Source organism: Methylomonas albis (assembly GCF_014850955.1).
Taxonomy (GTDB): Bacteria; Pseudomonadota; Gammaproteobacteria; order Methylococcales; family Methylomonadaceae; genus Methylomonas; species Methylomonas albis.
The window spans coordinates 3,049,879-3,074,893 of the sequence record NZ_JACXSS010000001.1; the positions used below are offsets into that span (position 1 = coordinate 3,049,879).

Genomic DNA, 25,015 nt, shown 5'->3' on the forward strand with positions numbered 1-25,015 from the left:
TACTCAATCCTTCATTAAATTTAGAAAAATGTAATCTCATCGTCAGTGGAGGTACTTTGGTGACTTACCGCCGACCCGGAAGAGTGATTCATCAGTTCTTCCGGCATCGTGTAGCTCAGTTCCATTCGCGCCAATGTTGCCCCAACATCCAAACTATTGGCTTGGCGCTCGCCACTGTTACGCGTGGTATCCACCGCGGTTTGTAGACTATTTAGATTGTGTTCGACATGGGACAACATTTGACTGACCCGATCCTGAAACTGGAACGCCGTCAACACCGAGAAAATCTCATCGCGAATTTGTGCGCTGTTACCGCGCAATTGGTCTGCATCATCTCTGAACATATCCAAAGCTACCCGCAAATCGTCCAGTGCGGTGCGTATGGCCTGCTCGGCATCGCGTATCGCTTTGTCGTCCGAAGACCCGGATGCCTCCGACATTTTTAAGGTGGAGGCCATCGCTTTGTTAATATCCGCAATGGCATGGCTAATTTTTTCGCCAGTGGACGACGAAAAACCAGCCAGTTTACGCACTTCGTCGGCTACCACCGCAAAGCCCCGGCCATTTTCGCCTGCTCGGGCTGCTTCGATAGCAGCGTTAAGTGCCAATAAATTGATTTGTTCGGCCACCTTGCGCACTTCCTGCGCCATGGTATCCAACTGACCGGTATGCGCGGACAGCTTACGAACCTCGTCGACTACCGCGTGTTCAACGTCTTGAATTTGATTTAAAACTTTTAAGACCGCGGTCAAGGCATCCCGGGTTTCGCTGAATAACACATCAACGCTACGGCCTTGACGACTCCGCCCACCGGCGGAAATCAGCCTTTCCAACTGATTAACCATCGCCGCAAAACGACTTGTCAGCACGGTAATTTCTTGTTCGGTGTGAGTTCTGGAAGTTTGTACTTGTCTGAGCAGGATGGGCACCACCTGCAGAAATAAGCGCTCCAGCTCAATGGCATAAGCTTCAAGATCTTGCAGCTTTAAGTCTTCGTCGCCCCGCCAAGCCTTATTAACCTCGTTAAGCACGGCTTGCTGGCTATTATACAAAGTAGACCCCACCAGAACACCGGCAAAACCAAGCGCGGCAGTGGCGCCCATGCTGATCAGACTAAACCCTGTTTGCACACAAGCCAACAATCCACCGGCCACTCCCAAGCCAACCGTTAACACATAAAAACCAATGGGGCCGGGGCTTTTGGCTGTGGGATAAGGTTTACGAAGCATGGGAATTCCATTTGTGTTTTTAGGTATATCAAGGATAGTAGATAGTTTTGCAGCTGCATTCAACCCACTATCATCTTAGGTTTTTTGTTATTGTTAAGTTCTCAGCATTTCATGTAATCATTTACTGACATAATCAAACCACCTACCCTACTTTCGAAGGACTGTTTATTAATATCGCCCCAATAACACCCGAAGAATTCGAACGCTTCAGGATTCTGATTTACAACCATGCCGGCATCGCTCTTACACCGGAGAAAAAAGTCATGGTAGCCAGTCGGCTAGCCAAACGTCTTGACTATTACCAGGTGCACAATTACGGCGAATACTATCAGCTGGCTACCAGCCCGGATTACCCACATGAGTTTCAAACGCTGGTCAACATACTGACGACCAATGAAACCTATTTTTTTCGGGAACCCAAGCATTTCGATTTTTTTCAGCAGCACATTCTTAAACCCTGGCGCGGTGAGCAGTTTCGAGTTTGGAGCGCGGCTAGTTCAACGGGAGAAGAAGCTTATACTCTAGCGATGGTATTAGCGGAAAATCTGGGCATGCGCAATTGGGAAATTTTCGGCTCCGATTTAAGTACCCGTGTGTTGGAGATTGCCCGCCAAGGAGTATATCCACTGGATAGACTGGAGCAGATGGATAAACACCTATTGGAAAAATATTGTTTGAAGGGTGTCCGCAGCCAGGAAGGTTTTTTTCGGGTGGATAGCCAGCTGCGCACCCGCGTAAAGTTCGATCAAATCAATCTGATGAGCATACTGCCGCCTTCACTGGGTAAGTTCGAAGTGATTTTTCTACGAAACGTCCTGATATATTTCGATCAGGACACCAAAAAACAGGTCGTCGAACGGCTGATCACCGCCTTGAAACCGGGCGGACATTTCATTATCAGCCATTCGGAAAGTCTGCATAGGGTTACGGAACAGTTACAAATGATCAAACCCTCAATATACCGAAAGCCATGAAGCGCCTGCCATTCAAAGACACCCAACGCATCGTCATTGACCCTGGTGAATTTTATGCCTCTCGCCAGCCGGAAGTAATTTCGACCCTGTTGGGCTCTTGCGTGGCTGCCTGTCTGTACGACCCGATCAACCGGGTTTTCGGCATGAACCATTTTCTCCTGGCCTACCGCTCACATGCGCAAAACCAGCCTATCATCGAATCCGATGAAGGCCGTTACGGCATCTATGCAATGGAATTGTTAATTAACGAAATGATGAAACTGGGTGCAAACCGTCTTAACCTGATCGCCAAATGTTTCGGTGGCGGCAATGTGCTCAAGCTGCGAGAAGACCGAAATAATAAGGCCACAGTAGGCGATGTAAATGTTTTATTCATAAAAGAGTTCCTAAAAAAAGAAAACATTCCTATGCTTAGTGCCTGTCTTGGCGGCAATATCGGCAGAAACGTCCATTTCGTCGGTACTGATTATTCGGTCTTTATCAAAAAAATCGATCACGACCAGGAAAGACTGATTGAAAACGAAGAACGCCGCTATTGGAAGAAAAACATTGAGGAACATGAAAAATTCAGAAGCAGCGCCGAATTCTGGTAAACAAACTCTGATTTAACCGGCACATTTAAAGGCTATATGGCAGACACAAAAGTATTTATTGTTGACGACTCCGCAGTGGTCAGACAGGTATTAACCGGCCTACTCGATAGCCTTCCCGGCATCAAAGTTATCGGTGCCGCGCCGGATCCAATCTTTGCATTGGCCCGCATGGAAAAGGATTGGCCGGATGTCATCATCCTTGACATAGAAATGCCCCGCATGGATGGCATCACTTTCCTGAAAAAGTTGATGCATGAACATCCTACCCCGGTCGTTATTTGCTCGACTCTAACCGCCAGGGGCGCGGAAGTAACGATGCAAGCCATGAGCGCCGGCGCCGTTGACATCATCACCAAACCCACCGTTAACCTGAAGGGCTTTCTGCAAGACTCAAAAACCCTACTCGCCGATGCGATCAAAGGTGCTGCACATGCCAGACTAAAAAAATCATCGGTCCCGACCGGCAAACCCCTGGAAGGCAGCCCGAAATTAACCGCCGACGCGGTACTCGCGCACACCAGCCTAATCACCATGACGGAAACCACCGACCGCGTCGTCGCCATCGGCACGTCGACCGGCGGCACCCAGGCATTGGAATACGTGTTGACTCGGCTGCCGCGCACCACGCCCGGCATCGTCATCGTGCAGCACATGCCGGAAGCTTTCACTGCCGCTTTTGCCAAACGGCTGGACAGCTTGTGCCAGATTACCGTCAAAGAAGCCGAACAAAACGACCGGGTCATCCCCGGCCTGGCCTTGATCGCGCCTGGCGGCAAACACATGTTACTGCGTCGCAGCGGCGCCCAATACAGGGTGGAAATCAAGGATGGCCCATTGGTCAGCCGCCACCGTCCGTCCGTGGACGTGCTGTTTCGCTCGGCCGCGCAAGCCGCCGGCAAAAACGTGTTAGGCATAATCATGACCGGGATGGGCGACGACGGCGCACATGGCATGAAGGAGTTACACGATACCGGCGCACTCTGCATCGCCCAAGACGAAGCCAGCTGCGTGGTCTACGGCATGCCCAAGGAAGCGGTAAAACTCGGTGGCACGGATGGCGAACTGCCTTTATCTGGTATCCCCAACTTGATCATTCAATCGCCCAATCGGGCAAAGTTCTTGAAAGGGTAAAGGGCCAGTTTTGTCTACAACCGGCGGCAGCGAAAACCGTAATAGGCGATGAACAGGTAGCAACATAAAGGAATGAAAAATGCCTGCTGAATACCGATATGATCGGCAAAAGCACCTTGCAGTAACGGTAAGATAGCCCCGCCGACGATGGCGGCGCAGAGAATGCCGGAGCCTTGGCCGGAATGTTTGCCAAGGCCGGTCAAAGCCAGCGAAAAAATGGTGGGAAACATGATGGAATTGCACAATCCTACCGACAGTATCGTTATCATTGCCAGTGTGCCGCTACCCAACATCGTCGCCAACACCAAAGCTGCTGCCGCCAAAGCATTAAACGCCAGCACCTTGCCGGGATGGATTTTCTGCATCACCGCCGCACCGATAAACCGACCGACCATCGCCCCGCCCCAATAAAACGACACGTATTTGCCGGCATCTTGTTCAGCCAAGCCGGCGATATCCGGCTCGCCCAGAAAATTAACCAAAAAGCTGCCGATTGACACTTCGCCGCCCACGTACACAAAAATCGCCACGGCGCCCAATACCAAATGCGCATGGTGCCAGGCGCTATCACCCTCTTCGTTTGGGCCACTAGCCTCGGCTTGCTGGTTAATCTTAGGCAACTTCAGCAACGCAAAAACTGCGGCCATTAAAAACAACAGGGCCGCGAGCAATAAATACGGATTCTGTACCGCTGCGGCTTCCGCAGCCTGATACGCAGTGAGTTGATCTGCATCCAAAAGCTTGATCTGATCAGCGCTCTTAACCGCAATCGACAAGATAAACAAGGCGCCAAAATACGGTGCCAGCGTGGTGCCCAGGGAGTTGAACGCTTGAGTCAAGGTCAAGCGACTCGACGCGGTATGCGGATCACCCAGCACCGTCACGTAAGGATTGGCAGAAACCTGCAACAAGGTAATCCCCGAAGCCAACACAAAAAACGCCGCCAAAAACAAAGGATAGGAATGCAAGCCGGCAGCCGGATAAAACAGTGAACAGCCGCAGCCGGCAATCGCCAAGCCCACGATGATGCCGCCCTTGTAATCGATTTTTTCCACCAGATAGCCGCTGGGCACCGATATCAGAAAATAAGCCGTGAAGAAACAAAACTGAATCAGCATTGCTTGGGTATAACTCAGGGTGAACACCGCCTTTAAATGCGGAATCAGGATGTCGTTAAGACAGGTAATAAAGCCCCAAATAAAAAACAGCGAGGTCAAAATACTTAAAGAACCTGTGTAAGACTGTCTACCCAGGTTTGGTTGATCCGGCATAGGTTAATCCTGCTAATTGATTTAGGGTTTGACGACCTGAAAACCAGCCGTTTCGGTACCAACCATCACCTCGAATTCGCCGGGTTCGACGACACGCCGCATATCTACGCCAATAAAGGACATATCCTGCGGCGTTAAAGTGAATTGCAAAATCTGCTCCGCACCGGCTTTTAATGCTATCTTTTTGAACGCCTTTAGCTGCTTCACCGGCCGCGATACCGACGCCGCGACATCGTGCAAATACACCAACACGGTTTCCTTTCCAGTTCTCGCGCCGGTATTTTTAACCTTAACGGTCACATCGACATTCTCGCCCATGGCAATTCTGTCTTTGCTCAAACTTAGCCCGCTGGTTTGAAACGTGGTGTAACTCAAACCGTGGCCGAACGGGTATAGTGGCCGATACTGATTGCTCTCGAAAGCCTCTATCGGCTTGTGATCATACATCACGATGTCGTTGGTATCGCGCGGATAGGAAATCGGCAGTTTACCGCTGGGATTGGTATCGCCGAACAAAATATCAGCCATCGCCGCCCCGCCTTCCATGCCCGGCAAAAAGCCCAACACCACGGCCTGCGCCTTGTTAGCTAATTCGGTGATGATGCGCGGTCGGCCGCCGAATGTGACTAAAACCACCGGTTTGCCAATTTCGAATATCGCTCTGGCCAGTTGCATTTGCACCGGGTCCAACTGCAAGGATTCGATATTGCCCTCGGTTTCGGTATAGGTTTTTTCGCCCAGCGCCAAAATCACCACATCGTGCTGCCGAGCTTGCGTCACCGCCTGTTCGATATTAATTTCATCGCTGAAATTTTTGCCACCCACGTAAGTCACTTTAGCGCTGGTTTTTTGCTGAATCGCTTGCAGCAAGGTGGGCTTGTCTTTAGGGTATAAATGTTCGGCGGCACCTTGCCAGGTGATGGTCCAGCCGCCGTTCATGACGCTCAATAAATTCGCGGTCGGCCCGGTTACCAGAATGCTGGCCTGCTTGCTCAAAGGCAGCATATGCTGCTCGTTTTTTGCCAAAATAATCGCTTCCCGCGCGGCTTGGCGGTTAGCGGCCACGGCGTCTTCAGTGACAAAATTACCGTCTACCGCCAGCGCCGGTTCGCGTCTGTCAAACAAACCGCTTTGATATTTCACCCGCAAAATCCGCGACACCGCTTCGTCGATGCGACTCATAGGCACTTCGCCGGTCTTGGCCAAATCCAGCAGCAAGTCATAGAACGAGTAATCAAACGGCACCATACTCATATCTATGCCGGCCATTACTGCCATTTTCACTGCTTCGCGCGGCGAGGCTGCCAATTTATCACGGGTATACAAACGGCTGATGTCGGCCCAATCGGAAACGGTGAAGCCTTTAAACCCCATCTCGTCGCGCAAAATGGTATTCAGATAATGATGGTTGACGTGGCCGGGAATGCCGTCCACTTCCGCAGAATTGACCATCACAGTGGGCGTACCCGCTTTCACGCCGGCTTCAAAACCCGGCAGAAAATATTCGCGTAAGGCCCGTTCGCCTATCCAGGCCGGAGTACGGTCTTTGCCATTTAAGGGATAGCTATAGCCAACATAATGCTTCAAGCAAGTGGGCGCCTTGTCGGCTGCCGCAAAATCGTCGCCGTGATGACCATGGATATAGGCACTACCCATGGTCACGGCCAAATGCACGTCCTCGCCGTAGGTCTCCCACAAACGCGGCCACAGCGGTTGCCGGCCGATGTCCACGACTGGCATGAAATTCCAATCCAACCCGGACGCTTTCACTTCCCTAGCGGTAATTTCGCCTTCCTTAAAAGCCAAATCCGGATTAAACGTCGCCGCCATACTGATCGCTTGCGGGAATAACACTGCATTTTCGGTATATGTCGCGCCGTGGATTGCGTCTATGCCGTAGAGCACCGGGATTTTCAGGCGACTCTTGGCGGCGACATCGCGTATCAACTGGGTAATCTGCCGCCATTTTTCGATGGGCTGAGTTTGATTATTCGGCGTGGTGGGCGTATTCAGTATCGAACCGATATGCCGATTGAATATGGCATCTTCCAATTTGGCTAAATCGACAGGATGATCGGCCACCTCGCCATTCAGCACCGAAATCACGCTAAAGTCGATCTGCGTCATCTGCCCGACTTTTTCTTCCAGGCTCATTTTGGCCAATAAGGCCGGGACCTGCGCTTCAACATTGTCGTTTGTTTCTTGTGCACTCACACCGGACTCCAACGCCACGAATAGGGAAAGAATTAAAAAAGCTAGTTTAGTTTTCAAGAGATTTGCTTAAAATTTGGATGACGCACGTTCAATCGATTGGAATACCTGCCTTACGCACGGCAAAAGTCAGGTCTAAGATAGCAAGGCGCTAGCAATTATTGGTAAAAAATCAGGACGATTGCATTATAAAGTGGAAACATCAGCTTGGCTGAAAGCTGAAAATATTTCTGTATTGTGCAAAATGTGGTCGATTACGCAATAGGGCAAATCCGGCGTTCCGTGCAAAAAAGGCTTGAGATTGTTGATTTACCGTGATTGACCCCAAAGAGACTATCACTTTAATTTTGCCAATGACCACAAATAGATAATAAGCCGATGTTGGATTTGCACGGGTAGGTTGGGTTGAATGATAATGAAACCCAGCTTCGCAGCTGATAAATCTGGTAATCCTAAGTGCATTTTGTTAAATGTAAAGAAACTCGTTTATTTCAAAGCATTTGCTGATGCCAGCAAAGGACGCTATGCGAACTTCGGCTCCCTTGGCGAACCGAACTTAAGTCAAGAGGAGCCGATAGCCAAATGACGGAGTATTGTTGCAAACGCCATCCTTGCCGAACACTATTATGGAAAGCCAGTGCAACTTAAAGTTGAGAAGAACGCAGAACTAGTCGAGCGAATGCTCGGAGCTCACTCAGTGGTTTTACATGTCGATGAAACCGGCCAAGAAATGAGCAATCTTAAACAAGCATCCGTTCGCACAGGCCAAGTTGAAGTAGTTCAAAATTTTGGGCGGTACTACACCTTATTGCTAGTACGTTGGCATGCAGAGGTTTTCTCGCAATTATCAACTACCGCACACTACCAGCATGGTGTGGGTGAACTCTTCGGTGTGAACGAATACATGTGTACATTCTTGGTCCCTGATAGTTTCCTGAAAACTCGAAAAATCTGGCCATTGCAATGAACATCAAAGCAAGTCTTAACAATCACATTCAGCCGACCCAAAAACCGCTACGCGATTTTCGGTCGTCTGATGTGTGGCGTTAGCAATGCCTATTCCACACCATACGGGGATGACATCTTCCTACTCCCCCAAGAGCCCTGGAGGGAACTAGGTATCCCACCCATCAAGTGGCTTGAGCAAAGCTTTCCGAATTTTCTATACACCGCTGGCCACATCGTAAAAAACGGCGTTCCTTATGAGTTGGGAGAAGGGCCCAATAAGGGCGGGTTCTACTTCTTAATTCATGAGTCATGAGATCGTCTACGCTGGGAAGTCCAACACTATTTACAAGCGCCTTATCCAACATCGTAAGGCTCAGCTTCCTTTCTCGCATTTCTGGTGCTTTGGCGGTATTCCAGAAATGTTCCTTGAGGACGTCGAGTCGTTTTACATTTACATCTTGCAACCGCCACTGAACAACAAGTATTCGCACCTTTACGAACCGGTCGACTCGTTCGTGAAGTTGCACAAACAGGGAAAGCTTCAATATGCCAACCAACATTGCTAACACATCGCTCCCGACGACCGATCAATTCTTACGCGAAAACTAGCTAGCGTCCAGCCATATCGGCTTTGCGCGCAACCATCTTCTCGGCCAGTGCTTGACTGCCGCCGCTGTCAATAATGACCTGCCGTATCTGTTCGTCAGGAATCCGTGTCACCACCATTATGCTCTGTTTGATGTCGTCAGCACTCATGTCAGCGAACAGCTTGACGGCGTGCGGGTTGCCAGTGTCATGCCGCAGCACATCGAGTTCGTCCACGCGGGTGCCGAATGCTTTGCCTTTGGGATCCCCCTGCGCCCGGAATGCCAGTGCGCCGCCCACATCAAGTGTCAGTACTTTGCTGTCAACGACACCCTGGTTGTCGCCATTGAAGCCGGCGGCGTCCCAGTTGGCCGTCCAGGCATGCACTGCAAACCAGTGCTGGGCCTGTTTGCGCTCGCTTTCACTGAGATGTGCTATGCACTTTTTATCCAGTTCGACCCACTCAGTTGCGATCTGATCAGGCGCGTTTGTGTGCAGATAAGTCAAAGTCGGCGCACCAGCCAGTTGGTAGAGTTTGGCTGCCATCATTTCGTTGCGTGCATGCGCCGGCGAGTCGAGGGTCTTCACGTAATAGCGTCGTCCGTTGTCGTCCTGATAAATACCTGCGGGGTTGCTACCCAACTGCCCGGCAAGCCGCTGCATAGTGTTGGTATCAATCAGCGGCAATCGCTAGGCTCCGGGCTGGGGATGGGCTGGGTTCGGCGTACTAGGGCCAATTGTGCAGGTGTTTCGATGGCACCCTTGCGCGCATGGCGAACGGCATGAATCGCCGCTTCGGCATCCATGCCTAATTCCACCAGTAGCCGCGCCGCGATCATACCCGCCCGACCCAGGCCGCCTTTGCAATGCACCAGCACATCATCGCTATGACGCAACATCTCGCGGATCTCGCGGCCTTGCTCGATCCACTGTTGTTCAAAGGCCTGGGTAGGCACAGAATAGTCGGCAATAGGCAGATGGCGCCAGGCTATGCCTAGTCGGCGAATTTCATGCCCGAGCTGCGGCACTTTGAGGGCGGTGAGCTCTGCGGGTTCGACGAGTGTTAACACCAGCTTTGCCCCCCAGGCCGCAATGGCATCCAAATCGATGCCGAGGTCGCGCTCCCAAGCCCCGGTGTAAGCAAAACGGTCATGCTTGCCTGGACAGAAGGTGATGCCTATCCGGCCATGCGACGGGCTGGCCCGGACTTCTGCGATTTGAATAGGGTGAGAGTGACTAGTACGCGCCGCTGTCATAGTGCCATCCTGCCGAAATATTGCATGTCTGCGCACGAGTCTAGCACGAGCAACCGTAGTGGTAATCCAGGATATAGTTGGGCATGGGGTGACTGAAATGATCTAATCCGACAGATGGCCTATCATCTCGTCAAACCGGCGTAAGCTTTCGTTCGGTCCTTCCAGCATTCGCAAATGGCCCAAAATATCGCGCGCTTCCGGCCAGCGTTGCTCCGCCACATTATCATAAAGCGTCCGATATAGGCGCTGAACCATGAAACCTTTGATCAGCTTGGCGGCCGGGGTTTGCTTGAAACTCAACGAACGCAACAGCGCCGGCACCGCGATAGCCGGTCTACCGGCCGCGAGACTTTGCATAGCGACGCCTAGCCACTGTTCGGCCAAGCGTTGGCTACGGACGATTTGCTTCAACTCGGCGCCGCAGCGCGGGCACAGTGTGGTTGCGCCGAGCCGGGCGTTGCAGGCCGGGCAGCGCTGCATCACGATTCCAGGTAGTAGATGATGTCGTTCAAGCGTTCCACCGGCTCGCGCAGCCCGGCCTCGTCGCTGCTCTCCAGACAAGTCGAGATTGTTTCGATCAAATCGACCATGTCTTCCTTGTCTTCGGCGGAGACTGTTTCGAACAGCAATTCGGCTTTTTTGATGACTTGCAGCGCGGCGACCACGGCTGGGCTTTCCGAAACCGAATCCGCCTCGCCATTGGCCGAACCGCCGAACAAGCCGTCGATACGCTGTTTGGCGCTACTCAGTTCGCTGTCATCAAAGCGGGAAATCGCGTTGTTGATGGTGATGGCTTTTTCCTTGCCGGAAGCTTTTTCCCGCGCCGAAACATGCAAGATGCCGTTTAAATCCAGGTCCAGCGTCAAGGTGATGATGTTGCCGGCCGGCACGTCCAACAAACCTTCGACCAAAAATTCGCCGATTTCGATGTTGTTCAACGCATCCGGGTCCTCGCCTTGAAAAATCCGCACATTCACTTCGCGTTGATTGTCGCTAAAGGTCTCGAAAGCTTCGGACTTGCGCACCGGCAACACGCTGTTTTTATGCACGATGGGTATGTATTGATAGGGATAGGGCATGCCGTCCAGATAACCAACCGCGCAGGTGCCGAAGGTATACGGCGTCACGTCGACCAAGACCGTACCGATATCCTCGCCGTTAATCATCGCCGCCTGCATCGCCGCGCCCATCGCCACGCACAGATCGGGATCGACCTCGCCGTGCGGTTCGAAACCGAATTCGTCGAACAGGCGTTCACGGATGCACGGCGTGCGCGTCGAGCCGCCGACCAGAATGATTTCGTCGATGTCGGAAGCAATCAATTTGGCACCCTTCAGCGCGATATGGGTGGCGTCCAGCGTGGCGTTGATGTGGTCGGCGATCAGGTCTTCGTATTCCGAACGCGCCAATTCCATCGTCAAATGCAGCGGCGTGCCTTGGCGTTCCAGCAAATATTCTTCCTCTATCGCCGCAAACGGCTCGTCGGACAATACCAGTTTCGCCTGTTCCGCCGCCCGGCTGATGCGTGCCATTGCCTTGCCGTGCGGCTCGACTTCGATCCCAAATTGCTGACGGATATGCGCCAGGATGCGATCGACGATCAACTGATCGAAATCGTCACCGCCCAAATGATTGTCGCCATGGCTGGCCAGCACCTCGACGACGCCGCTCTGCACGTTGACCACAGACACGTCGAAGGTGCCGCCGCCCAAGTCGTACACCAGCATGCGTTTGGCATCGAGCTGGCCGGCGCCGTAAACCAGCGCGGCGGCGGTCGGCTCGTTGATCATCCGCACCACCTCCAGCCCGGCGATTTCCCCGGCTTCACGGGTGGCCTGGCGCTGAGCGTCGGAAAAATAGGCCGGCACGGTAATCACCGCCTTGGCTATAGGCCGGCCGACATAAGCTTCGGCAATGCTTTTCAAGCGCTTCAGGATAATCGCGGAAATTTCTTGCGGTGTGTAGGTCTGACCGGCCATAGTGACCCGCGCATCCTGACCCATCAAGCGTTTGATCGACTTGACGGTGCGCTCCGGATAAATCAGGTATTGATTGCGCGCGCTGGCGCCGACCAGAATCTCGCCGTTATCGTCCAGCCCGACGAAAGACGGCAAAATCTTGTGCCCGCTGTCGGCGATCACGGTGACCTTGCGGTTTTCGACGATGGCGACTTCGGAGTTGGTGGTCCCTAGATCGATGCCGATGATGATGTCGTTCATATGTGTTCCCTGAATGCTTAAAGTTTATTGACTTTGACTTCCGCCAAGCGCAGCACTTGGTCTTCCATTAAAAAGCCCTTGCGCAGCTCTTCCAGCACAATGGCGTTTGCCTGCGTGGGATCGTTGCCGATGGCGAGGGTCGTCATGGTCCGCGCGTCGAAGGGCTGGCCGACGCAATCGATGGCAAACACCCGCCGGCGTTGCAGCATCTGTTCCAAACGCTTCAGCGTGATTTCCTGGCCTTCGCCAACGCTGGCGATGAAACCGACATCCTGTGGTTTTGAATGACTGAACAAGCCATCGACCGGGCGATAATTTTGTAAGGCCCTATAGCCCGCGCTGAGCCGGTCGTAAATATCCAGCCATTCCAGTAGCAGCGCCCGTTCGTCCTCGCGGCGCTGTTGTTGCAGGCGTTCGCCGGCTTTCGCCAGTTCGTCCACCAAGGCTTGATTATCGGCTTTCAGCACGGCGACCGCCTCGCTCAAGCTATCCAGTGTGGCTTTGAACTGCCGCGACTCGGCTTTGACTTCGGTTTTCAGCCCAGCCAAATCGCTGAATAAGGCGGTCAAATCCGGTTGGTCGAGTGCGGTCAAATGGGCAAAATCGGTTTCCTGTAGATAATGCTGCAAGGCTGTCAGCAATTCGTCTTGCGGGGTCTCTGTGGTCATGATGGCGTTTTAGTCAATTGAGCGAGCGATTTTTCGATAGACAGCGTACTCGTCAGCTTTAGGAAATCGTCCGCAGGCATCGGCCCGCCGGCACCCGGTTGGCCGAAGGCTTGCGCCAGCAGCGCATCGAATTCGATGTGGGGCATAGCAAACAAAGCGTGGCGCAGCCGGCTGTCTTGGTCCTTGATCGCTTCGAAAGCCTCTTGAATTTGCCGAAAGCGCGCGGGGTCGTGGTCGGGCGGATTGTCCTTGACCCGCTGCAGATAGGCTTGTTTGATGTCGGCGTCGCTAGCCTGTTCGGGCACGCCCAGAATGTCATACGGTGAAATCATAAGCACTTAATTGAAAGGCAGCGAATACTGCGGAGAATCGTGGTTAAAGCGGGCGACGATGTCGTCTAAACCGACGCCGATCTCGAGTTTCAGTTCCTCGGCGGCGGCGAATACCGTCACACACCATAGGAAGTCTTGATTCATGAACAAGATCGCCAGGTTTTGATCATCGGGACCGTTGCCGTATTGATGCATGATTTGGGCGACGAACTGATCGGGACCGCGCTTGCGCACCAGCTCCTCGATTTTCTTTTCGATACGCTTGAACACGGCGTCCGGAATGTGACCGAACAAATCTTCAATCGGATCGTCGCTCAGCGGCGGCTGATCGAAATCCTCAATGTCATCCGCCGACGGCAAAAGCTCGGCGCCCCCGCTGGCCCGTTCGAGCAGGCGGCCGATCAATCCGGCGGTCCTGTTGTCGCTATCCGCCCGCGCGTCTGCCAAAGCAATTTCCAAGCGGTATAAGCTCATTAAGTCCAAGTGGCTGGCATCGCCCTGGCATTCGGCCAGCGTCCGGTAATACATTAAGGCCGGCGTGTGTCGGCGGGCCTGAGCCATTTTGGCGCAGTGCTTCAATAGCTCGAAATGACCGATGCTTTCCAAAGCTTGGCACCAGGCGAGCAACAGCGTTTCATGGTCCAGCAGCCATTCCGCCGACTTCTTCAGCGGCGCTTTGACTTTGTCCAGGGCTTTCAGGATCAGGCTGTTATCGTCCAATTGCTCGTCGTAATAATTCAGCAAGCCAATCAGCCGCTGCAATTGCGGGGCGGACAGCAAATAGTCCTTAAACGCCGGCAGCACGCGGCTAAGCCCCTGTGTCGGCAGTTCCAACAATCCGGCTTCGATTTGGGCTTGCACATGCATATTTACCGGATCGTCGTACAGGCTTGCCAGCGTATCGGCGATGCGTTGTAAGCCCTGGGCTTTGTCCTCGGCCTGCCACAGATAAAAACCGCGCAACAACTCGGCTTGGCGGCGCAGGCTTTTATCGATGGTCAATTGTTCTGCCGCTTGTATTTCCTTTTCGACCAAATGAAATTTCTCGGTTTTGATCAAACGACGGGCGTGGGCCATGTGATTGGCGAACAATAGCTGTTTAGCCAAGGTATTGACCGGATCGATCTGCAACAAGGCTTTGGCGTAAGCCGCCGCCTTTTTAAAGGCTTTTCTGGCGGCGGCCGATTTGGCTGCCCGCACCAGCAACTCGGTATCGTTTGGAAAACGTTGCAGGCCGCGTTCCAACCAGTGTTCGTACTGAGCGGGATCCGGCCGCTGTTCCTGGTAAATCGTTAGCAGCTTCAGGTAACTTTGCCGGTCGTCCGGGTCGTATTCCAGGCTGTCGGCCAACATGGCTGCCGCTTCGCCGGAATAAGCCTTATCGGCCATACGCCTGAGGATCAACGCAATTTTGCGGTCATTCGCCGGCCGGTCTTGTTTCAGAATATCGATGCAGCGTTCCCAGAAAAAGCCGGCGTCGTAGGCGTTTTCGGCTTGTTCGTGCAACAAGGCCTGCAAACGGTTTTCCTCGAACGAGTCTTTGCCGGCGAAGTGTTTGAAATAGTCTTTCTCGCCGCCCGGATACTCGGCCAACACGCCCAGGCAGTAAGCTTGCGCGGCAGCGTTGCCGAATACATCGCGATATTGCAGGACCAGATTGAAGCGCGCCTTGGCGTCGATCTGGCCGTTGAGTTTGGCCAGCGCTTCCAATAACTGACTCTGGCGGGCATTAAGACCTTTGGCCTGGGCAACAATACGGCGTTGATTGTGCTCCAGCGCCGACACGCTGGCGACGAAATCCGCGCCGGTTTGCCGATAAGCCAAGCAGGCCTTAGCCAGCGGTTGATAAGGCGATTCGTCGGGGATTTTGGCTAACATGACCGTCGCTTGCTCGATGTCCACACCATCCAGTAGCTGTGCTTTCAGCAAGGTGCGCAAATCGCGAAACGCCGAACGGAACGGCAATTGTTTCAGCGCCTGCTCGCAACGTTCCCGCTCGCCATCGCGATACGCCGCCAGCGCCGCGCCTATCCATTCCCAATGCTTCAGCAGCGCGGAATCCTGAGGTAAATGCGCTATCAGATCGGGCGCCCCGGAAACCAGTAGCGCGCCCAGATGGACCGACAATCCAGGAAACTCTTCGTCCAGCTGCCGTGCGGTAAAAGCATACAACCTGGCGTAGGCTTTGCGCTCATTTTTGCCGGCCAACAGCCACAACAGGTAAGCGTCTTGCGCTTGCAGCGGGCAATCGGCGTGAGCGGCGTAGTTTTCCCAAAGCACGCAGGCTTCCTTGAACATAGCCTTGGCCGCCATTCCCCTGGCCCGTTGCAGATAGCAATCAGCCAAGCAGCGTTTGATTTCGGCGTCGTTCGATAGCTTCAACAGCTCCTTGAATAAATCACTCGCCTCCTTAAAACGCCCGGCGGCATAGTATGCCCTGGCTTTTTCCGGAAGGGTCGATTCGGCAATCGCGGCGGAAATTTTCTGAATGATTTTTTTCATGGCTGTTTAGGGATTAGCCGGTGCTTCAAAAAGGCATTATAAAACAGCACCGGCATATGCCGCCTGTTATGCGTTCGTATGCAATCGTCCATTTGATCCGATTTCCCCTTATTGACTAATCGTGAACGACGGATGCACACAGGTTTTTAAATGCTAAGGAGGGCGCCTTGTGAGTCGGATTTTAACCGAGCTGACTTCTGTCTGGACCGCATGAGCAAAATCATCCCATCGCTTTGCTTGGTATAGCGGTTGGCCTAGGCAGCTTTCGGGGCGGCGCCGAAAGCTTACTCGGCATCGAAGGGATGCTTCGGATATCGGGGGGGACTTCCGGAGCTACCCTTATACCATCCGAGCGACCTCGTCGAGTTTCCGAAGTATCCCAGCGATATTCGGAAGTATCCCTTCGATCTTTTGTGCGGCCAAGCCGATCTTCAGAGAACCCCGCCGATTTTTTAGGTTCCAAGCCGCTGCTCGACGCTATTTGGCCGATGGTTTGAAAGTCCAAGTCGAGGCGAAACGGGAAACAAACTATCATTCGCTATCGAAGGGTTAGTGCCGGACCGGTGGGCATGGTCCCAAAGCGAAAATAGCGTTTCGCAAGAGCGCCAGCATTTTTCGGTAAAGCTGAAATGGGTCCCATCCGATTTCAGCGCCGAAAAATTTGCTGGCAGTTTATGCCTTCGGCGGCCCCGATTCGTCCGCGTCACCTCATTTCGACCCAACAGGGGGTCGAAACATCGGCTCTCGCATGACTTGACGCCGTGTCGCGATGCCTTGCAGGTTTTCTCCGCTTCGCTGCGAAAACCCGCCCGGCGCTACGGCTATCGGGGACTAAAAATCTTCACTTCGCTTGCGCTCCGTTTCCAAGATTTTCAGAGCATGTTGTTTGGCAACTTGGCGAGTTGTAAGCCGCTCACCGTGGATCGCGTCCACTTTTAAGCTGTGGTTCCCGCTTTCCATGGCCGTATTATCGTAACAATCGCCTTTCTTGCTCATGCTGCAAATTAATTGATGCTTGCCAGCAGCTTTTGGTACGCCGTTTAACAATACTGACTGCCGCGATCCGAATGCGCAATCACACCCTTGGGCAAATGACGCCGCCAAAGCGCCATGGTTAAAGCATCGCCGACCAATGTGGCGGTCATGCGTTCTGAAATTGACCAGCCGATCACCCGCCGCGCATACACAGCCAAATACAAGCAGCCTTCGTCAGTTCAGATATGGATGATGTCGGAGACCCATTTTTGATCCGGTCGATCGGCCTCAAAGTTCTGGTTTAGCCGATTGGGCGCAACCGGCAAGGAATGATTGCTATTGGTGGTTGCCTCAGGTTGCGAGATTACTCTCTTAACTGGGTGTCTGGGAATTGGGGGCAAGATCAGCTCCCGCCTGCGCGGGAGCAAACATATTATTGGACTAGTTAATAATACCCCGATCAATGCCGATCGATTTCCTTCGCTTGCGCCGTATCAATGGCTTTATCAATTAACATCACGCTACCGCGCATTAAGGCGGCAAATAGCAATATGGAAAAGACCAGCCCCATCGGTAATATACCTAGCAAGCCAGCAATGACGACAATCAGCATGGCGATGCCGGTATTTCCTAGCTTAGCAATTTTCATTTGGCCTCCCGGACCGTTTGTCGGTCAAAACGAAATCTCGCTTTCACTATATCCGCTTATTAAAAATCAACAATACGCGCAACTGGCAATTTATTGTTTTACTTAATAAAACAGTAGCAAGACTAAGTATATTGCGCGGTTTTCTAATTAGGCGGCTTCGTCCAACAATTCTAAGCCCCTAAACACCGAACAGCGCTTAAACACTTCCAGCTCCGGTGCCAGCTGTTTTTGCTGACAGAACTTGGCGACCAACTTGGTCAAGCCCTTGATGTCGCGACCAGTGGCGCCGGGAAAGATCGCCGCCAACTCGTCGATCAATTCTTCCTTGACCGGCAAACTAAATTGCTCGGTCATCACCCGCCAGATTTTGCAGCGATCCGCATGGTCCGGGGCGTGATAGCGCAGCATGGCAATGCAACGGGAAATAATGGCTTCGTCGATGTCGTCGACCCGATTGGTGGTTAAAAACAACAGGCCATTGAAATACTCCAGCACCCGCAAGAACACGCCAACCACGGCATTGGAGGCCAGATTATCCGCCCGGCTTTTGATGTAAACATCGGCTTCGTCGATCAGCATCACCGCCCCCCAACGTTGGGCGCGGATCAGGGTGTCCTTCAGGGTTTTTTCCATCTCGGCGACGTTTAAGCCCAACTGCCCGGAATGTACCCGGTACAAAGGCCGTTTGATAATTTCCGAATAGACTTCAGCGGTCAAGGTTTTACCCACGCCGGCCGGCCCGGCGCACAGCACCGTGGTACCACCGGATTTACCGGCGACGATGTCATCCATCAACATGTCCATTTCCGCCGTCAGAATATCGATCAAATCGGTTTGCTCCGGCGGCAAAATCAGTTTTTGCTTCAATTCCGGCTGATACACATAAGGCTGGGTATCATCGACATACACCCAAACGTGGTGATGCAATTCCAGATGAAACATCAGAATATAGCCATGCACCGGCATCTCGGTGAACATGCCTTTGGGCACTTCGGCTTTGGCGGCTTCCATGGCACTTTCGGTTTTGCTGTCGTAGCGCATGCTTTTGCCGGCCTTACGCAGATAGGTGCCGAGAATGTCGCCGGAGGCGTCCAAGCTCAAAGCCCGTTCGCTGAGGATATTCTCGTCGTTGACCAAGCGGCAGATGCCGCCGCCGGAGGACATCACTACCGTGTTTTTGCGGGTCCAATCACTATTGCGATGGCTGGCGGTCGGGTCTTCGGCGTATTCGCCCGTACCCCAACCGGAGAATTGCTCGCCGTAGCGGGCCCGCCAATCGAAATAGCGCACGGAGGCCTCATCGTAACTGGCGATTAATTCCGGGGTTTCTTTTAAATACCCTTTCGTGGCAAAAATCTCCGGTAGAGTTTTGTTAGCCAGATCCTTGCTGCGAATGATCAGGCTCTCAACCATGATTTTACCCTTGGTATTAGCTTTCAATTCGATCAAGATCCGCCCGGCTTCTTCTTCGCCCGGCGGGGTGTAATCCAGCCGGGTGATCAAATAAGCCAAGGTTCTGCCGGAAGGCTCGACATGAAACAACCAGCCGCGAATACCACCGTCCAGAAAATAGTTGGCGATTGCGGGCAGTAGCATTTCCAGTTGATCGATATTGTAGCGATGGCTGTTGTCGGCCAGAGCCGCTTGCAGTGCACTCAATAATGCCGCTTGTTGTTGCAGGGCTTCACCTTGCTGCAAGTAAATACCGGCCAGGCTGGCTAATTCGGCCTCGCTGAGTAAATCGTAAGGCACTTGTGCTTTGGTGCCAAACCGCAACTGGTCGTTTAAGCTTTGCAAACGCGGGTGATCGGTAAGTAGTTGTTGAAGATAACGTTTCTCTATGGTTAATTTCATCGCATCAATCCTGTGACGGTAGGGCTAAACAAAGTACTTCGGCCAGATGCAGCGGCTGGGCGAAACCGCCGTTGCCGATCTGCTGCTGACAGGAAAATCCGTTGCCGACCAGCAGTGCGTCGGGTTCGGCGCGCAGCGCTGGAAATAAGGCTAGTTCGGCCATAGCTTGGGCTTGCTCGTAATGTTCGGCTTCGACACCAAAATTGCCGGCCATCCCACAACAAGACGATTCGATCAGTTCGAACTTCAAATCAGGCAACTGTTTCAGCAACTTGCGTACCGACTTGATCGCACCCACGGCTTTTTGATGACAGTGGCCGTGCAATAGCAAACTGTTAACGCCGGGAATGGCTTGAAATTCGATGGGCCAGCGTTTGCCGGCTTGTTCGCGGACGATAAACTCTTCCAGCAATAAGACTTTTTCCGCCAGTTTTTGCGCCGGTTCACCCAAACCCAGCTTTAAATATTCATCGCGTAAACTGAGGATGCAGGACGGCTCTAGGCCAATAATCGTGCGACCGGCGGCAACATGTTCGGCTAACGCGCTGAGCATGCGCGTCGCCTCGGCACGGGCCTTGTCTATCATACCGTTGGAAAAGTAGGTGCGGCCGCAGCACAAGGGTCGGTCTGACTCATCCCCGGCCAGCGGCGTGGCGATGTGTACGTGATAACCAGCGCTATTCAGCAGCTTTTTAGCGGCTTCGGCGGCGGCAGGATTAAAGTAATAATTGAAGGTATCAACCAGTAAAACGACTTGTTTGTCGGCCAACGCCGGATGCAAGCTCAACGCGGACTGAGCCGGCACCTGAAACGCTTGCACGGCGGGTTCCGGTAAGCGGACTTTAGCGCTGATGCCCAGCCAGGCTTCGCCTAAACGCGCCAGCAGCGGCAAACGATTACGCCAATGGATCAGCGGCCTGAGTCCACGCCACCGCAGTATGTTCGGTAGCTCCGCCCATAGCCGCCGCCGCAGAGAAACTCCGTTGCGCTGTACCTGCTGCGCCAGAAACTCGGCCTTGATCAGAGCCATATCCACTTCGTTTTCGCACTCGCGTTTACAACCCTTGCAACTGATGCACAAGGCCATGGTTTCAGCCAGCTCCGCATTGAAAAAAGCGCTTTCATTATCGGCGTTCAAAGCCGCCTTCAAGGCCCTCACCCGTCCACCCGGCGATAAACCGGCGTTTTGCGTCACCCTAAAACTGGGGCACATTACCCCTTTGGCATCGCGTTCGCATTGCTTGCTACCGATACACACTGCCACGGCCTTGGCGAAATCCGCGCCGTGCTTGGGAATATCGGCATAGGCATCACCCATCCCGGCGTTTTCATACGACGACCAATCCAGAAACAGTTTCATAGGCGCTAGGCTGATTAAAAACCTAGATCAAGCAAAAACGAAGCCAGGCCATGCTTGATGGACGCGCGACGCTGATCAGCCCTAGCTTTAGCGCTATTGTTTCATTTTCGCGCCCGCTTGCCACTCGACAGGATGTAGCAAACCCGACAATCCGCAGCGGCGGCGAATGATTTGTCACAGCATAGTTAGCTTAAATCGCCTCTTAGCCCAGACAATTCGGCCCATCTATTCCGGCACAAATATTGCGGAAATTAGTTTTTTATCCTGGGAAAATCGAAGTGGAATTGGAAAACTGCGACTGCCGCTATTTCATCAGCTACAGCGGCGTGAAATTACCGTTGAAACTCGTCAACGAACTGGCAGACGAAAGCCATCTGGAAAACCGCAACACCTATTTTCGCGGTTGTTACGATACCGATCAGCGTCTGCTGCTATTGGAAAAATTGGTCTACGGCGAGGTGGAATTACGTCATGTGTACACATATCACTTTAACGGCACGCTGGCCGAAGCGGAAATTACTGACGCAGATGGCGAGATTAATGTGTTGCGCTTTGACGAAGCCGGAGCCGCGTTGGCGGCGGGTTAAGCCGAGGGGGTGTATTTAAAAGTTTAATTTCAAACCGGAAGTGCTGTGCAACTATGGGATGAGCGCGGATTTTTGCGCGGCCTGACGCACCGCATCCGCCAATTCCGCGCTAAACCTTGTCAAGCAACGGCTTTGCGCGGCAACACTGGCTTCGACGCCCTTACCTGCTGCTTCGCTGCACTCAAAACGTTTGCCAATAACGGCCTGTTCGGCTTTTTTCAATTGCCATTGCACGGCTAAACGGCTTTGGCCGGTAGCGGTTTGATGCAACTCCAAGATGTCAAAGCTGATTTGGTAATCAATAGTTTGGCGCGGAGCCCAAGGGTAGCGGACCACTTGTTCGATGCCCAGTTGTTTGGCCAGGGATAGCCCCAAGGCACGGGCTATATTTTCATCCAGGCGCTCTGCCCAGCGATTGTTCTCATCCAGTTGATACTGATGCTCGCTCAGGGCGGTGACCAACTGCGGCCGATCCAGATAAGCCGGCAAATGAATCGGACCCAAACCCAACACGGTGCCAGCAGGCAAAACGGTGTCCGCGGGCGGCACGCCGGTTTCGGCACTGAGCATGTAAAACTGCATGGGCGTATGGCTGCAAGCATTCAGCAACAGCACTGACAGTAGCATCGATAAATACATTAAGTGTTTCATAGTCATCCGGTTTGGCAGCGACGCCTTTAGAAAAGCTATTCGGAAAAACGCAAGGCTCTATTTGCCGTAAATCAACGACTCCGGCCGCCGTTCCAGCGACTCGGTCAAATCCTTTAAGGACCGCGAGGCGTTGCGCATTTCTACCAGGGCCTGCCCCAATTGCGAATCCGGCGCCGCCATGGTTTCCACAGCACTCAGCGTATTTTGCGACTCGTTCAACACCTTAGTAGCAGCGGTCAAACTCTGCTCGGCAGCTTTTAAAACCGGCAACATTTGCTTATTAAAATCCTGCAATGTACCGCGAGTATCAGTTAGCGCGCCGTTCGCATTAATGATTAAAGGCCCCAGTTGATTGTTTAAAGTAAACATCAGTTTTTGGGTTTCCTGCAGGGATTTGGCCAGTGCCGACAGCGATTTCTTGGTATCGTCCGACTGCAGCAAACTGCGCATTTCACTCAGCGTATCAGCCAAACTCTTCATCATCTCTTCGACCGGCAGCTGGCGCGCGCGATTGAGAATTTCGTCGGCAGTGTTGCGGATTTCATCAACCGTGGTCGGCACACTGGGTAGTTCCGGCAGGTTTTTATAATCCAGCTTCACCAAATTGACCGGCTTATCGTTGTAAAAATTTAGATCAACATATAACAGCCCGGTCAATAAGCTTTGGGTTTCCAAGCGCCCCTTTAAGCCGGCATCAATCATCCGTTGCGCATCTTGCCGACGCTGCTTTTCGGTGTGGGCAGACATTTGCTCTCCCGACAGATCTCGTAACAAGGCCGGGTCGATTTCAATCACTACCGGCTTAAAGATACGGCCGGTCGCGGAATCCATTACTAAGGAGATTTCATTGACATTGCCGATTTGCACGCCCTGCAATTTAACCGGCGCCCCGACATTCAAACCATTCAAAGCCGAGTCGAAAAAAATCACGAAGCGTTTTTTGTCCTTAAAAAAGTCGCTGCCGCCGAAGATCATCACACCCGCCGTCAGCAGGATCAACGCGCCGACCAAAAATGCGCCGATGGCGAATGGATTGGCCTGTTTGCTCACGCCGGACTCCTCATGTGTCGAGTGTTACTGGTTTGCTCGGTTTGATTGCCCCGGTTCAAAAATTGAATCACGTTGGGGTGTTTGGATTCGTGCAGCAATTTTTGCGGTGGCCCGCCATCGATATTGGTGCGGGTTTGCGCATCCAGAAACACCGAATTGCTGCCGATAGCAAAAATACTGTCAAGGTCGTGGGTCACCACCACAATAGTCGCCGACAAGGCATTGCTTAAACTCAGAATCAGGTCGTCCAGCAATTTGGCGGTGATCGGGTCCAGGCCGGCGGACGGCTCGTCAAAGAACAGAATCTCCGGGTCCAGGGCCATCGCCCGCGCCAAGCCCGCGCGCTTTTGCATGCCGCCGCTCAGCTCGGATGGATAATAATCTTCAAAGCCGGCCAAGCCGACCAGCGCCAACTTATAGGAGACAATCTCCCGCACTTTTTTAGGCGGTAAGCGGGTGGCTTCGGTAATCGGCAGTGCGACGTTTTCGGCTAAAGTCATGGAACTGAGTAAGGCACCGCTTTGAAACAACACCCCGGTGCGCGCCAGTATTTGCTGACGGACTTGGGGATTGGCTTGCCAGAGACCTTGGTCGCCATAACAGACATCGCCTTTTGCCGGCGACTTTAGGCCTATCATATGCCGCAACAAGGTGGTTTTGCCGCAGCCGTTGCCGCCCATGATGATGAATACATCGCCGCGATTGATCGTAAAATTCAGATCGCGCTGAATCACGAAATCGCCGTAAGTCATGGTCAGGTCTTTTACCGTGATGCAGGCCTCGGCCATCGTTAAATCCCCAAGCGATTGCAGATGATGGTCATCACCGAGTCTGCGACGACGATAAACACAATGGCCGTGACCACCGCCGAAGTACCGGCGTCGCCGACCGCCGAGGCGCTGCGGCCGCATTGCATGCCGCGCATACAACCCGATAGCGCAATCAAAATACCGAACACCGAGCATTTCACAAAGCCGATAATAAAATCCTTCATTTTCACCGCGCTCGCGGTACGGTCCAGATACTCGGTCAGCGACACATCAAAAAAATTAACCGTGACGAAGCCGCCACCGATGATACCCATCAAGTCGGCATACAAACACAGCAGCGGCATAATGATGATCAAGGCCAGCATGCGCGGCAGCACCAAAAACGCCATCGGGTCCAGGTTCATGGTTTTTAACGCATCGATTTCGCTGTTGACATGCATAGTGCCAATCTGCGCGGCATAGGCGGCGCCAGTGCGGCCGGACATGATGATCGCCGTCATCAAACCGCCCATTTCCCGGGTCATGCCCAAACTAACCAGGTTGGCGATGTAAATTTGCGCGCCGAACAAGGACAATTGCACCGCGCCGACAAAGGCCAGAATCAAGCCCACCAACAAGCTGATCAAGGTGACGATAGGCAGCGCCGACGGCCCGCATTCTTGAATATACAACCATAAATCCTGGCGACGAAAGTGAGCTTGCCCGCGGATGGTAGCAAAGGTGCTGACCACCATTTCGCCGACAAAGATCAACATCTCCTTGCTATGCTGAATAGCTTTGCCCGTACTGACAACTAAAGCCCGAGACCAGGAAGTGTGCATTTGCCCGCGATGAGCATCGACACGCTCCGGTACCGCAGAAACCAGCGTCAACAAACCTTGAATCGATGCAGGCAAGCTGGTTTTATCTACTGTTATACCCTTACGGGACGCGCAATCGATCAATTTGATCAATTCGGTGACCAACATGCTATCCCAACGCCCCAACGCCGCCGTCGAGAACCGCAGGCTGCTTATAGCTTTATCGGATTCGATCTGTGCCAATACGACATCGAGCGTGGGCAATTGTTTGTCCAGCACCCAATCGCCGCTAACGGCGATTTCCAGCTGCTGCTGTTGGCGGCTGGCAGTGATGGTGCAAGATTGTGCGCCCGTCTGGTCGGGCGCTTTGGCGTTGGCTTGCTTCATCCTTGTCTTGAAC

23 protein-coding genes and 1 pseudogene are annotated in these 25,015 nt (G+C 53.0%); 6 read left to right on the top strand and 18 right to left on the bottom strand.

Annotated features, from left to right (window positions below):
• Positions 1 to 20: 20 nt before the first annotated feature.
• On the bottom strand, positions 21 to 1,229 hold the full coding sequence (locus tag EBA_RS14100; protein WP_192375300.1) for a methyl-accepting chemotaxis protein: 1,209 nt from the start codon (positions 1,227 to 1,229) through the stop codon (positions 21 to 23).
• Between the two features lie 182 nt (positions 1,230 to 1,411).
• Between EBA_RS14100 and EBA_RS14105 the strand changes: the two genes are divergently transcribed.
• From EBA_RS14105 to EBA_RS14115, 3 genes are read left to right on the top strand one after another with little or no spacing between them, the layout of a single operon-like run.
• A complete protein-coding gene (locus EBA_RS14105) occupies positions 1,412 to 2,203 on the top strand; it encodes a CheR family methyltransferase (protein ID WP_267874707.1) in 792 nt (263 codons plus the stop codon).
• Complete coding sequence (locus EBA_RS14110) at positions 2,200 to 2,796, top strand: chemotaxis protein CheD (RefSeq protein ID WP_192375301.1); 597 nt, start codon at positions 2,200 to 2,202, stop codon at positions 2,794 to 2,796. The genes EBA_RS14105 and EBA_RS14110 overlap by 4 nt, the downstream gene beginning before the upstream one ends.
• A 36-nt stretch (positions 2,797 to 2,832) precedes the next feature.
• Positions 2,833 to 3,927, top strand: coding sequence for a protein-glutamate methylesterase/protein-glutamine glutaminase (locus EBA_RS14115; protein WP_192375302.1), 1,095 nt, complete (start codon positions 2,833 to 2,835; stop codon positions 3,925 to 3,927).
• Positions 3,928 to 3,941: 14 nt separating this feature from the next.
• Here the strand turns inward: EBA_RS14115 and fucP are convergent, their stop codons facing one another.
• Positions 3,942 to 5,198: an L-fucose:H+ symporter permease gene (fucP, locus tag EBA_RS14120; RefSeq protein WP_192375303.1), complete on the bottom strand. Its 1,257-nt coding sequence runs from the start codon at positions 5,196 to 5,198 to the stop codon at positions 3,942 to 3,944.
• 21 nt (positions 5,199 to 5,219) lie between these two features.
• Positions 5,220 to 7,412 (bottom strand): glycoside hydrolase family 3 N-terminal domain-containing protein, encoded by a 2,193-nt coding sequence (locus EBA_RS14125; protein ID WP_229427843.1) that lies wholly within the window; start codon positions 7,410 to 7,412, stop codon positions 5,220 to 5,222.
• Positions 7,413 to 7,824: 412 nt separating this feature from the next.
• Here EBA_RS14125 and EBA_RS14130 point away from each other — a divergent pair, with 412 nt between their 5' ends.
• Together EBA_RS14130 and EBA_RS14135 are read left to right on the top strand one after the other, a co-directional pair.
• Complete coding sequence (locus EBA_RS14130; protein ID WP_192375305.1) at positions 7,825 to 7,995, top strand: hypothetical protein; 171 nt, start codon at positions 7,825 to 7,827, stop codon at positions 7,993 to 7,995.
• Positions 7,996 to 8,046: 51 nt separating this feature from the next.
• Positions 8,047 to 8,376 (top strand): hypothetical protein, encoded by a 330-nt coding sequence (locus tag EBA_RS14135; RefSeq protein ID WP_192375306.1) that lies wholly within the window; start codon positions 8,047 to 8,049, stop codon positions 8,374 to 8,376.
• A 590-nt stretch (positions 8,377 to 8,966) separates the two neighbouring features.
• Here EBA_RS14135 and EBA_RS14140 read toward each other — a convergent pair.
• The 11 genes and pseudogenes from EBA_RS14140 to EBA_RS14190 form a co-directional block, all read right to left on the bottom strand.
• Positions 8,967 to 9,629 (bottom strand): hypothetical protein, encoded by a 663-nt coding sequence (locus EBA_RS14140; RefSeq protein ID WP_223146684.1) that lies wholly within the window; start codon positions 9,627 to 9,629, stop codon positions 8,967 to 8,969.
• Entirely contained in the window at positions 9,620 to 10,198 is a 579-nt protein-coding gene (locus tag EBA_RS14145) for a cyclin-dependent kinase inhibitor 3 family protein (protein ID WP_192375307.1), read from the bottom strand. Before EBA_RS14145 ends, EBA_RS14140 begins: the two co-directional genes overlap by 10 nt.
• Before the next feature lie 102 nt (positions 10,199 to 10,300).
• On the bottom strand, positions 10,301 to 10,678 hold the full coding sequence (locus EBA_RS14150) for a hypothetical protein (protein WP_225616287.1): 378 nt from the start codon (positions 10,676 to 10,678) through the stop codon (positions 10,301 to 10,303).
• Positions 10,678 to 12,417 carry an Hsp70 family protein gene (locus EBA_RS14155; RefSeq protein ID WP_192375309.1) on the bottom strand — a complete coding sequence of 580 codons (1,740 nt, stop codon included), beginning with the start codon at positions 12,415 to 12,417 and terminating at the stop codon, positions 10,678 to 10,680. The genes EBA_RS14150 and EBA_RS14155 overlap by 1 nt, the downstream gene beginning before the upstream one ends.
• A gap of 17 nt (positions 12,418 to 12,434) precedes the next feature.
• Positions 12,435 to 13,085: a nucleotide exchange factor GrpE gene (locus EBA_RS14160; RefSeq protein WP_192375310.1), complete on the bottom strand. Its 651-nt coding sequence runs from the start codon at positions 13,083 to 13,085 to the stop codon at positions 12,435 to 12,437.
• Positions 13,082 to 13,417 (bottom strand): J domain-containing protein, encoded by a 336-nt coding sequence (locus tag EBA_RS14165; protein WP_192375311.1) that lies wholly within the window; start codon positions 13,415 to 13,417, stop codon positions 13,082 to 13,084. Before EBA_RS14165 ends, EBA_RS14160 begins: the two co-directional genes overlap by 4 nt.
• Before the next feature lie 6 nt (positions 13,418 to 13,423).
• On the bottom strand, positions 13,424 to 15,919 hold the full coding sequence (locus EBA_RS14170) for a tetratricopeptide repeat protein (RefSeq protein ID WP_192375312.1): 2,496 nt from the start codon (positions 15,917 to 15,919) through the stop codon (positions 13,424 to 13,426).
• An 846-nt stretch (positions 15,920 to 16,765) separates the two neighbouring features.
• Positions 16,766 to 17,247 (bottom strand): annotated as a pseudogene (locus tag EBA_RS14175) (IS3 family transposase); the annotation flags it as partial.
• 107 nt (positions 17,248 to 17,354) lie between these two features.
• The gene (locus EBA_RS14180; protein ID WP_192375315.1) at positions 17,355 to 17,543 is read right to left on the bottom strand and encodes a hypothetical protein; all 189 of its coding nucleotides are present in this window, start codon (positions 17,541 to 17,543) and stop codon (positions 17,355 to 17,357) included.
• Positions 17,544 to 17,690: 147 nt separating this feature from the next.
• Positions 17,691 to 19,397 carry an AAA family ATPase gene (locus EBA_RS14185; RefSeq protein WP_192375316.1) on the bottom strand — a complete coding sequence of 569 codons (1,707 nt, stop codon included), beginning with the start codon at positions 19,395 to 19,397 and terminating at the stop codon, positions 17,691 to 17,693.
• 4 nt (positions 19,398 to 19,401) lie between these two features.
• Positions 19,402 to 20,757 (bottom strand): (Fe-S)-binding protein, encoded by a 1,356-nt coding sequence (locus EBA_RS14190; protein WP_192375317.1) that lies wholly within the window; start codon positions 20,755 to 20,757, stop codon positions 19,402 to 19,404.
• Positions 20,758 to 20,999: 242 nt separating this feature from the next.
• Here EBA_RS14190 and EBA_RS14195 point away from each other — a divergent pair, with 242 nt between their 5' ends.
• A complete protein-coding gene (locus EBA_RS14195) occupies positions 21,000 to 21,344 on the top strand; it encodes a DUF6156 family protein (protein WP_225616290.1) in 345 nt (114 codons plus the stop codon).
• A 51-nt stretch (positions 21,345 to 21,395) separates the two neighbouring features.
• Here EBA_RS14195 and EBA_RS14200 read toward each other — a convergent pair whose 3' ends face one another.
• From EBA_RS14200 to EBA_RS14215, 4 genes are read right to left on the bottom strand one after another with little or no spacing between them, the layout of a single operon-like run.
• Positions 21,396 to 21,995: a PqiC family protein gene (locus EBA_RS14200; RefSeq protein ID WP_192375318.1), complete on the bottom strand. Its 600-nt coding sequence runs from the start codon at positions 21,993 to 21,995 to the stop codon at positions 21,396 to 21,398.
• Positions 21,996 to 22,052: 57 nt separating this feature from the next.
• Positions 22,053 to 23,045 (bottom strand): MlaD family protein, encoded by a 993-nt coding sequence (locus tag EBA_RS14205; protein ID WP_192375319.1) that lies wholly within the window; start codon positions 23,043 to 23,045, stop codon positions 22,053 to 22,055.
• A complete protein-coding gene (locus EBA_RS14210) occupies positions 23,042 to 23,833 on the bottom strand; it encodes an ABC transporter ATP-binding protein (protein ID WP_192375320.1) in 792 nt (263 codons plus the stop codon). The genes EBA_RS14205 and EBA_RS14210 overlap by 4 nt, the downstream gene beginning before the upstream one ends.
• 2 nt (positions 23,834 to 23,835) lie before the next feature.
• Positions 23,836 to 25,002 carry an MlaE family ABC transporter permease gene (locus EBA_RS14215; RefSeq protein ID WP_192375321.1) on the bottom strand — a complete coding sequence of 389 codons (1,167 nt, stop codon included), beginning with the start codon at positions 25,000 to 25,002 and terminating at the stop codon, positions 23,836 to 23,838.
• Between the last annotated feature and the right edge of the window lie 13 nt (positions 25,003 to 25,015).

Coding starts and splice junctions, on each gene's coding strand:
- EBA_RS14100 (WP_192375300.1), bottom strand. CDS start 1,229: ATGCTTCGTAAACCTTATCCCACAGCCAAAAGCCCCGGCCCCATTGGT.
- EBA_RS14160 (WP_192375310.1), bottom strand. CDS start 13,085: ATGACCACAGAGACCCCGCAAGACGAATTGCTGACAGCCTTGCAGCAT.
- EBA_RS14165 (WP_192375311.1), bottom strand. CDS start 13,417: ATGATTTCACCGTATGACATTCTGGGCGTGCCCGAACAGGCTAGCGAC.
- EBA_RS14145 (WP_192375307.1), bottom strand. CDS start 10,198: ATGACAGCGGCGCGTACTAGTCACTCTCACCCTATTCAAATCGCAGAA.
- EBA_RS14200 (WP_192375318.1), bottom strand. CDS start 21,995: ATGAAACACTTAATGTATTTATCGATGCTACTGTCAGTGCTGTTGCTG.
- EBA_RS14180 (WP_192375315.1), bottom strand. CDS start 17,543: ATGAAAATTGCTAAGCTAGGAAATACCGGCATCGCCATGCTGATTGTC.
- EBA_RS14215 (WP_192375321.1), bottom strand. CDS start 25,002: ATGAAGCAAGCCAACGCCAAAGCGCCCGACCAGACGGGCGCACAATCT.
- EBA_RS14115 (WP_192375302.1), top strand. CDS start 2,833: ATGGCAGACACAAAAGTATTTATTGTTGACGACTCCGCAGTGGTCAGA.
- EBA_RS14185 (WP_192375316.1), bottom strand. CDS start 19,397: ATGAAATTAACCATAGAGAAACGTTATCTTCAACAACTACTTACCGAT.
- fucP (WP_192375303.1), bottom strand. CDS start 5,198: ATGCCGGATCAACCAAACCTGGGTAGACAGTCTTACACAGGTTCTTTA.
- EBA_RS14170 (WP_192375312.1), bottom strand. CDS start 15,919: ATGAAAAAAATCATTCAGAAAATTTCCGCCGCGATTGCCGAATCGACC.
- EBA_RS14150 (WP_225616287.1), bottom strand. CDS start 10,678: ATGCAGCGCTGCCCGGCCTGCAACGCCCGGCTCGGCGCAACCACACTG.
- EBA_RS14190 (WP_192375317.1), bottom strand. CDS start 20,757: ATGAAACTGTTTCTGGATTGGTCGTCGTATGAAAACGCCGGGATGGGT.
- EBA_RS14155 (WP_192375309.1), bottom strand. CDS start 12,417: ATGAACGACATCATCATCGGCATCGATCTAGGGACCACCAACTCCGAA.
- EBA_RS14210 (WP_192375320.1), bottom strand. CDS start 23,833: ATGGCCGAGGCCTGCATCACGGTAAAAGACCTGACCATGACTTACGGC.
- EBA_RS14110 (WP_192375301.1), top strand. CDS start 2,200: ATGAAGCGCCTGCCATTCAAAGACACCCAACGCATCGTCATTGACCCT.
- EBA_RS14130 (WP_192375305.1), top strand. CDS start 7,825: ATGAAACCCAGCTTCGCAGCTGATAAATCTGGTAATCCTAAGTGCATT.